4 protein-coding genes and 1 pseudogene are annotated in these 7,569 nt (G+C 33.1%); 2 read left to right on the forward strand and 3 right to left on the reverse strand.

Going from position 1 to position 7,569, the window contains the following annotated elements:
• Window positions 1–227 precede the first annotated feature (227 nt).
• A complete protein-coding gene (locus B4G36_RS04825; RefSeq protein ID WP_291062392.1) occupies window positions 228–587 on the forward strand; it encodes a DUF2200 domain-containing protein in 360 nt (119 codons plus the stop codon).
• 1 nt (window position 588) lies between these two features.
• Here B4G36_RS04825 and B4G36_RS04830 read toward each other — a convergent pair whose 3' ends face one another.
• From B4G36_RS04830 to B4G36_RS04840, 3 genes are all read right to left on the reverse strand, one after another.
• Window positions 589–3,228, reverse strand: coding sequence for a DEAD/DEAH box helicase family protein (locus B4G36_RS04830; protein ID WP_291062394.1), 2,640 nt, complete (start codon window positions 3,226–3,228; stop codon window positions 589–591).
• Between the two features lie 22 nt (window positions 3,229–3,250).
• Window positions 3,251–4,507, reverse strand: a complete 1,257-nt coding sequence (locus B4G36_RS04835) for a type IX secretion system plug protein domain-containing protein (RefSeq protein WP_291062396.1) — start codon at window positions 4,505–4,507, stop codon at window positions 3,251–3,253.
• A gap of 84 nt (window positions 4,508–4,591) precedes the next feature.
• Window positions 4,592–7,006 (reverse strand): alpha-ketoacid dehydrogenase subunit alpha/beta, encoded by a 2,415-nt coding sequence (locus B4G36_RS04840; RefSeq protein WP_312193972.1) that lies wholly within the window; start codon window positions 7,004–7,006, stop codon window positions 4,592–4,594.
• A 179-nt stretch (window positions 7,007–7,185) separates the two neighbouring features.
• Between B4G36_RS04840 and B4G36_RS04845 the strand changes: the two are divergent.
• Window positions 7,186–7,569, forward strand: a pseudogene (locus B4G36_RS04845) (M16 family metallopeptidase); the annotation flags it as partial.

The following is a 7,569-nucleotide window of genomic DNA, read 5'->3' on the forward strand; positions in this document are numbered from 1 at the left end:
TAAGTTGTTCATTGTAAATGTTTTAAAGTTAAATTAATTTACTTATTTTCAATGAAATGAACAACTATATTATTTATTAATCAAAATGCACAACGGGTAGTTAAATATTTAATTTAGAAATCAGTAGTTTGCTCATAGTTTTTCATCTTTGATGAAATTACTATACATTTAATCTTATTTACTTGTTAAAAATCTATATATCAATATTATAAAATAAATTTAAAAAAATGAATGATAAAAATTTTCAGCGTGTAATCGAAATGTCTTTTGCGAGCGTTTATCCACATTATATCACGAAAGCAGAAAAGAAAAACCGAACAAAAACGGAAATTGACGAAATTATTTTTTGGTTGACAGGTTATACTGAAAAAGATTTGGAAGAAATTTTAACCAATAAAACCAACTTTCAAGATTTTTTTGAAAATGCGCCAAATTTTAATCCAAATGCGGCTAAAATAAAAGGTGTGATTTGTGGTTATCGTGTGGAAGAAATTGAAAATCCATTGATGCAAAAAATTCGATATTTAGATAAATTAATCGATGAATTAGCCAAAGGAAAAACGATGGAAAAGATTTTGAGAAGTTAGATTATTTCCACTTTTTGATATGCTCAATTGGTTGCTTTAATTGAAAACTTAACGATTTCATTTTCGCTTTTATCAACTTTTTTCGTCCATAATAACTTCTTGTGTAATGTAATTCTGCATCGCCTACAAGTTGCAACCATTGTTGATGAAAATATTCAGCCTTTTTCTTGTGTTGACCAATAATTTCGGGAACCGAATGATAATCTCTTTGTTTGAAAAGCTTCATCAACACACTTTTTCGTTCGATAAAATAACGTGGATTATCAATTGGATTTAAAATATTTTCGAGCGAATCTAAAAAAGTCGCCTTATCATAAGTTGTTGCCGACAATAAACTACACGAAATATTTCCCGATTTATCTACAGTTGTCAAAATATTTGTTTCTCGCAATTCATTAGACAATAAATTAAAATGTTGCAAAGTATTGAATAGCGCAACAGCTATTTTCTGAAAATCTTTGGTGATATCTCTATATTGAATATAAAGTTTGATGTTTTTGTAAAAATTAACTCCGAAATACACAATTCCGACCGTTGAAAGAAAAATTATGGTTGAAAGAAAACTTCTTTTCGACATCGAAAATAAAAGTGTTCGGATACTTTCTTCGAAAAAGAAAACGATAAAAGAGATGAATGAAAGTAGCAAACTTGTTGTTAAACTTTTTATCGACTTGGAATAATACAAATGTTTCGACAAATCATATTCTTTTTCTCCGTCATAAAAATACTTTAATTCATTATCAATCTTTGTTCCTTCGGCAATAGAATTTGTCCAAGAATCTCTAATTTGAATATCATTTTTGCTCCATTCTATCGTCTGCTGATTGTAATTTTCAATAGATTCCGCAGTAAATTGTTCAGGAAGATTCAGACGAGAAATACCATTCGAAATCGTGTTTTCCTTTTGCGAAATTCCAACAAAAGCCTCAAATCGTTGTCTCATTTTATCCAAATCTCCACCGCCATTTTGCGCAAACAAATCCAACGTAACCAAATGCCAAACGTTACTCACTTTATTTGGTTCTTCAGAATTCACACGAATCGCACGCCCACGCATCTGATTTGATGTTACAAAAGAACCTACATTACTCGCTAAAATCAAACTATTGATACTTGGTGCATCCCAACCTTCGCCCAAATAAGCGCGAGTTCCGACAATTATTTTGATAAAACCTTCATTGAATAATTTTGTTAAAACAGCCAACAAATTTCCTCTTGAATTATCTTCTGCAACAACTTCGAAAAAATTATCATCGAACATCACCGATTTGAACTGAATCGCTTCTGCTCTATCTTTGAACTGATAAATTATTTTTGGAAGAATGGTTTTTGAAACGATTACCATCGAACCTGTAATAATCGCAAGATGTGGAATTATTTCTGAATTTAGATTTCGAAGTTTTTCGAAAATTGGAAAAACACCTAGCTTAATTTTACTCGGTTCATTCTGTAAATTATCCGAATAAAATTCTTTTCGAATGTAATCCGTCAAAATCACCATGTGCAATTTATCGCCCAAATGTTGGTATTCTGACTTTACAATCTCTGCAATGCTATCAATTTTTTTTACACTATTTATCAGCGAATTTTTAACTTTTTGATTATAATGTAACGTAACTTTTTTCTGATCGATTGCTCCGATTCGTTTTAAATTCGTTAAAAATGATTTCAAAAATTTCTCGTGTTTCAAATAAAATTCTTCATCTTTAAACAACAGATAATTGAACATACATTCTGCCCAATAATAATTGAAAGTCGGAAAATCTATCGTTTCGTTTTCTAATAAATCCAAATGCTGAAAATCCAATGGCGTATCAAACGATTTCAGATAAATCACAAAAGACGCATACGCATCAAAATCTGCATAAATTTCGTCGAAACAACTTGCAGGCGTTTTGATAAAATCTAACGTCAAAACAAAATCATACAAAGCTGTATTTTCTTTGATTTCTTGGAAAAAAGCTTCTACTTCTTCAAGATTTTTAGAAATAATTTCACTCTCGAAATTTGTAGGAAATGAGCATAACAACAAATCTTGATGTGGACATAAATCTTTTTGTTTAACCAATTCTGGAACAGATATTTCGCAATCAATCGAACCACAAAAAGTGAGATAACGATTCCATTCTTCTTTGGCAACATCAAAAGGCGGCGTCGCAGTTAGCGCAACAACCTTTGGCGATAATTCACTTTTGATTTTATTGAGACTTTTCCACCATTCATTTTTTAGATGATGCGCTTCGTCTACAATCAAAGTTTTGACGTTATTTTCTTTTAATAATTGAATCAAAGATTGCTCATCTTTCATCATCGAAGCATGCAATCCTTGATAAGTAGAGATGGTAAGAAATTTTGGTTGATGAATATCCATCGAAATCCAATCGACTTCCTTATTATCAAGAAAAAGCTCAATAAATCGATCTTTCCATTGATTACGAATCGCTAAAGTTGGCGCTAAAATAAGCGTAGGCTCATTAATTCGAAGCATTACTTCCAATCCCAAAACCGTTTTTCCAGAGCCAGGCGGTGCTACAACATTAAGATGCGCATCTTCTAAATGAAATTCTAATTCATCTAAAACACGCCGTTGATAATCGCGCCAAGTATACTTAAATTTTATAGGTTGAGTGTTGAAAGTCATGATTGATAAAAAACTGAATTATTTATCTCCTCGAATTTCCAGTTCCATATCCCATCAACACATCGTATCGTTGTCCCCAAGGGCGATAATAAAACAACGCTTGATATTGATTTTCGGTTTGCCAAAAACTTCCGCTCACATAACTTGGATCGATTTTACCTGTTTTGGTATTTTTTACGACATATTGATAATTGTAATAACCTTGTTTCAAGAATAATTCGGTTACCCAAAATCCTGCATCGTCTTTTTCTAATTTTGAGTTTTCGTCAATTTCCCAATTATTAAAAGCTCCCACAACATACGGAACGTATAATCCATTCTGATCTTCGAAAGCGTCTAATGCAAAATAAACCCACGAATAATCTGCTTCAGAATTTGCTGCATATTCGTTTCCATAACGATTATTTCGGATATAAAAATTTCCATTAATGTCTGGATAATCATCATAAGGTAAATTATATTTCGGAATATCTGCACGCAAAACAGTGTGATAAACACTATCTTTTCTGAATGTTTTTTCTGTTGTTAAACTCGGAACTTCTAGATTTTTGTTATCAAACCAATTGTATTCTGCACCACCATCAAACAAAATATTGGTATCATTATATGTTAATTGATTTGGACGAGAAAAAGATGGTTGATTAACAAAATAACCTTCGTTCCAATTGTTATTTTTCATCAAAAATAATTTTGCGCCGTCAGGAACTTCAGTCAAATTTTGTGTTCCGCTCGAAACTTGAACTTGTAAACGTTGATTCAATTTTTTTACGGTTGGATTATTGAAACGAGAAACCATCACGCCAACATCCGCAATTGGTTGATAAACGGCAAAACGTTTCGTGAAAATTGGGTTCGAATCATTTTCTAAATACACTTTCAACACATAATTTCCAGGCAGTTTTACATTCATTTGCTCATTCGGGAATTGAATTTGATAATTGGTATATTTTTGATACGTATTGAATGAATTTTTATATGTTCGCGCATAATCGGCATTAACACCATTTAGAAATTCGGTTTGAAAAATATTCGATTCTGACCAATCTGCATTTCTGTGTTCGATAGAATATTGATAACGTTTATAACCTGCGCTGATATCATCAAAAAGAAAAATTAATCTTTCGCTAGAACCTAACTTGATAATGGGTGTATTATCGTTTGTTTGCGGATTAAAAACTTGAATTGTCTTGATATTCTTTGGAGGAATTACATCCTGGAACTGCCCAAAAAGAACAGAAGTCAATAGACAAAGTATAATCGAATAGAATTTCATTTTCATTATAATTTTGATTGTTAAAAATACAAAAAAAGCGCATGCCTTTTTGAAAAAGACATACGCTTATATAACTCTAAAATTTATTTTTTAGTACAAAGCAGGAAACTCGTTTGGTTTCGCTTCGCGCATCAATTCATAAACTTGTTCTGTAATATCATCAACAGAAGGTTTTGAGAAATAATCTCCATCAGTCGCATACGCAGGACGGTGAGCTTTCGCTGTAATCGTCAACGGTGCGCTATCTAATGTAAAATATCCACCTTGTTTCTCGATAATTTCTTGTAACAAGAATGCACTTGCTCCACCTGGAACATCTTCGTCAACAATAACTAAACGATTCGTTTTGTTCAAACTTTTCGCGACATCTGCATTGATATCGAAAGGTAATAAAGATTGCGCATCAATTACTTCAACAGAAATACCTAATTGCTCCAATTCTTTCGCCGCATCCATCACAATTCTCCAAGTAGAACCATATGTTAACAACGTTACATCTTTTCCTTCTTTTGTAATTTCTACTTCACCAATTGGCGTTGTAAACTCACCGATATTAGTTGGTGCAGGCTCTTTCAAACGATAACCGTTCAAACTTTCTACAACAATTGCAGGCTCATCTGCTTGCATCAATGTATTGTAAAAACCTGCGGCTTTTGTTAAATCACGCGGAACCAAAACATTCACGCCACGAACCAAATTTAAGATTCCTCCCATTGGCGAACCTGAATGCCAAACACCTTCTAAACGGTGACCACGAGTTCTGATAATCACAGGCGCTTTTTGACCTCCATTCGAACGATAAAGCACAGTTGCCAAATCATCCGAAATTCCTTGTAAACAATAAAGGAGATAATCTAAATATTGAATTTCTGCAATTGGACGTAAACCACGCATCGCCAAACCAATTCCTTGACCAAGAATTGTTGCTTCGCGAATTCCTGTATCCGAAATACGATCGATTCCATATTTTGCTTGAAGACCTTCTAAACCTTGGTTTACATCACCAATATTTCCCGCATCTTCACCAAAAACTAATGCCTTTGGATATTTTTCGAAAATTTTATCGAAGTTATCACGTACAATTACACGACCATCTTCTAATGTTGGATTTTCTCCAAACTCAGGTTTTACTTGTGGAACTTGTGTTGCTGTACCAGAAACTAATTTAGTCGAATAAATTTCTTCTTCGCGTTTCATTTTAACATCTAACCAAGAAATTAATTCAGTTTTTGTAACTAAATTTTCTGAACGTATTAAACGAATTACTTTACGAACAGCTCCATAAACATCACGTTTGAAAGGACTTTTCTTTGATTTTAGATTACTAATTTCAATGTTGATAAAAGCACCGTTAGCACTTTCTGAAGCAACTTTCGTTAATAATTCTAACGCTTCATTTTTCAAATCCAAAATTGGATTCAAATAATCGTCCCAACATTGTTTTTGAAAAGCTTTAACTTCAGCTTTAACTTCAGCTTCTAATTGATCTAACTCTTCCGCAGAAATAATTGCTTCCGAATGATCTGCAAATGCTAAAATATATTCACGGAATTTTGTGATTCCATCAAATTCTTTTTCCCATGTCAAACGCTCCTCTGATTTGTAACGCTCGTGCGAACCAGAAGTCGAGTGACCTTGCGGTTGCGTACATTCTTGCACGTGTACAATACACGGAATGTGATACTCACGCGCAAATCTTTCTGCACGTGTATACGCTTCAATCAAAGCAGCATAATCCCACGCTTTTACAGTAATAATTTCGTAACCTCTTTCCTCTTCCGTTCTTCCGAAACCTGATAATAATTCAGAAAGATTCGATTTTGTACGTTGAAATTTAGCTGGAACAGAAATTCCGTAACCATCGTCCCAAATAGAAACCACCATTGGCACTTGCAAAACTCCACCTGCATTTATCGTTTCCCAAAAATGACCTTCAGAAGTACTGGCATCACCAATTGTTCCGAAAGCAATTTCATTTCCGTTTACAGAAAATTGTTGTTCTTCGTCTGATTGAGGAACATTTCTAAAATATTTTGAAGCTTGTGCTAAACCTAACAAACGTGGCATTTGACCAGCTGTTGGCGAAATATCTGCACTCGAATTTTTTTGTTCTGTTAATTTTCTCCAAGAACCGTCTTCATTTAAAGAACGTGTTCCGAAGTGAGATGTCATTTGACGACCTCCAGATGAAGGTTCTTTCTCTAAATCTGTTAAAGCATATAATTGTGCAAAAAATTGTTCAACAGTTAATTGACCAATTGCGAACATAAATGTTTGATCGCGGTAGTATCCAGAACGGAAATCTCCATTTTTGAATACTTTTGCCATTGCAATTTGTGGTAATTCTTTTCCATCACCAAAAATTCCAAATTTTGCTTTCCCAGTAAGTACTTCTCTTCTCCCTAAAAGACTTACTTCGCGAGACATAAAAGCTGTCTTATAATCATTAATGATTTGACTTTTAAACTCTTCGAAAGTAATTTTATTTACCTCTTTTGTTTCCATTTCTTTTGTTTGTTGCATCACAAATTTAACAAAAGATTTATAACTTACACCATACAATTTACGTCTAACGAATAGATTATAGAATTGTATCATCCTATTAATACCTATAAAAATAAATACATAAAAAAACTTTACTGAGTATATGTTTGGTTTTTAACTTGCGAATTCACCATTACTTAATGGCTCAAACGAAATATAGAAGTGCAACTTTTGTGACGCAAGTAGAAGGAGTCAAGGAATACAAATTAACAAATTGATTACAAGTTTTATTGGTTCCTGATCAATCGCAAAGTAATGTTGTGGTTAACATTGTGTACAATGTTGGTTCTAAACACGAAGGTTATGGCGAAAAAGGAATGGCGCACTTGTTAGAACATATGTTGTTTAAATCAACAAAAAATTTAGGCGATATCAAGAAAATGTTATCTGACAAAGGTGGACGCGCAAATGGAACAACATATTATGATCGTACAAATTATTACGAAGTTTTCCCTTCAAGTGACGAAAATTTACGTTGGAGTTTGGAAATGGAAGCTCATCGAGTGTGCTTGTTGCACAACACT

It is taken from the genome of Empedobacter sp. UBA3239 (assembly GCF_002362875.1).
In the GTDB taxonomy this organism is placed as follows: Bacteria; Bacteroidota; Bacteroidia; order Flavobacteriales; family Weeksellaceae; genus Empedobacter; species Empedobacter falsenii_B.